Annotated in this window: 2 protein-coding genes and 1 pseudogene; 1 reads left to right on the top strand and 2 read right to left on the bottom strand. The window is 76.5% G+C overall.

All coding sequences use genetic code 11. From position 1 onward, the window contains the following. A pseudogene (locus tag VR44_RS47095) lies at positions 1–138 on the bottom strand (endonuclease V); the annotation flags it as partial. Positions 139–163: 25 nt separating this feature from the next. Between VR44_RS47095 and VR44_RS12935 the strand changes: the two are divergent. Continuing rightward, entirely contained in the window at positions 164–463 is a 300-nt protein-coding gene (locus tag VR44_RS12935) for a YciI family protein (protein ID WP_045947609.1), read from the top strand. Between the two features lie 88 nt (positions 464–551). Here the strand turns inward: VR44_RS12935 and VR44_RS12930 are convergent. After that, positions 552–1,442, bottom strand: an 891-nt coding sequence (locus tag VR44_RS12930) for a WD40/YVTN/BNR-like repeat-containing protein (protein WP_045947608.1), incomplete at its 5' end; no start/stop codon positions are given.

The following is a 1,442-nucleotide window of genomic DNA, read 5'->3' as shown; positions in this document are numbered from 1 at the left end:
GTCGTAGGCCACGTCGACCCCGGCGACCAGCCCGCTGCCGGGGGCGGGGCCCGGCTCGTCGAGCACGACGCTCTTGCGGAGTTCGTCCTGTATCGCCCGGGCCTCGGTCTCGTCGGCGGGGGTCTTCACGTGTGTCATGGGGTGCGAGGGTAGCCTGGCGATCATGTTCGTCATGGAGCTCATGTACACCGCGCCCATCGAGGACGTCGAGGAGGAGTTGGACGCGCACATCGCCTGGCTCGACGGGTACTACGCGTCCGGCGTCTTCCTCGCCTCGGGGCGCAAGGTTCCGCGCGAGGGCGGGGTCATCCTGGCCCGCGGGGTCTCGCGGGCGGAGATCGAGAAGATCGCGGCCGAGGATCCGTTCTCGGTGGCGGGGGTGTGCGAGTACCGGATCACGGAGTTCATCGCCACGAAGACCTCCGCCGGCCTGGCGGAGGTCCGCGAGTCCCTCCCGTCGTAGCCGCGAGCGCGGCCGGCGCCGCTGCGGAGTCCAGCCCCGCCGGTGTCCGAGGCGCCGGGGGGCAGGTCCGGGGGCGGACACCGCCCGGTCAGCCGTGTCGCTCCAGGCGGGCCGCGCGGCCCTTTTCGCCCGCCGCCCAGCAGCCTCCGTCACCCGCGCAGGCGACGGTGTCGAACGAGCCCCCGTCCAGCGCCCGCCAGGTGCGCCCCGCGTCCGTCGTGACGTCCGTGCCCGTCGGCCCCACCGCCAGGGCCACCGTGCGCCCGTACGGGTACCAGGCCGCGCCGGAGCGGTACGCGGGCGGCGGGGTGGCCGCCTGGGTCCAGTTGCGGCCGGCGTCGGTGGAGCGGGCCGCCGCCAGGGGCGAGGGCCGGCCCGTGCGGTAGTCGCCGCCGACCGCGAGTCCCGTCGTACGGTCGCGGAAGGCCAGGGCGAAGACCCCGCGCGCCGGATCCCCGCCGGGGACGGTGGAGTCGGCGGCCCGCCAGGTCAGCCCCCGGTCGGCGGAGTGCAGCACGCGCGCGGCCGCCCCGCCCCCGGTGGCCAGCCAGACGTCGCGCGGCCCGGACGCCACCAGGCACTGCCCGCTCGCGGCGAAGCCGGCCTCTCCGGGCAGCGCCGCCGGCATCCCGGCGTCCGGCAGCACCCGCCAGGCGCGCCCGCCGTCGTCGGTGGCCAGGACGCGGAACTTCCCGTCCACCGGGTCGCTCACCGCCAGCCCGTGCCGGGAGTCGAAGAAGGTCAGGCAGTCGTAGAAGGCCCGCGGGTCGGGGTTGCGGAAGGCCTCGGTCCAGGTCGCGCCGCCGTCCTCGGTCCGCAGGATCCGCGAGGCCGCGCCCTCCCCGATGGACAGGGCCACGGCCCGCCGTGCGTCGAAGGCCTCGATGTCGCGCAGTTCCAGCCCGTCCGCGACCGCGCCGGGCGGCGACACGTCCTGCCAGCTGCGGCCGCCGTCGCCGGTGCGCAGGACCGTGCCCTT

It is taken from the genome of Streptomyces katrae (genome assembly GCF_000966975.1).
Lineage (GTDB): Bacteria > Actinomycetota > Actinomycetes > Streptomycetales > Streptomycetaceae > Streptomyces > Streptomyces katrae.
This window is presented reverse-complemented; position numbering and strand designations above follow the sequence as displayed.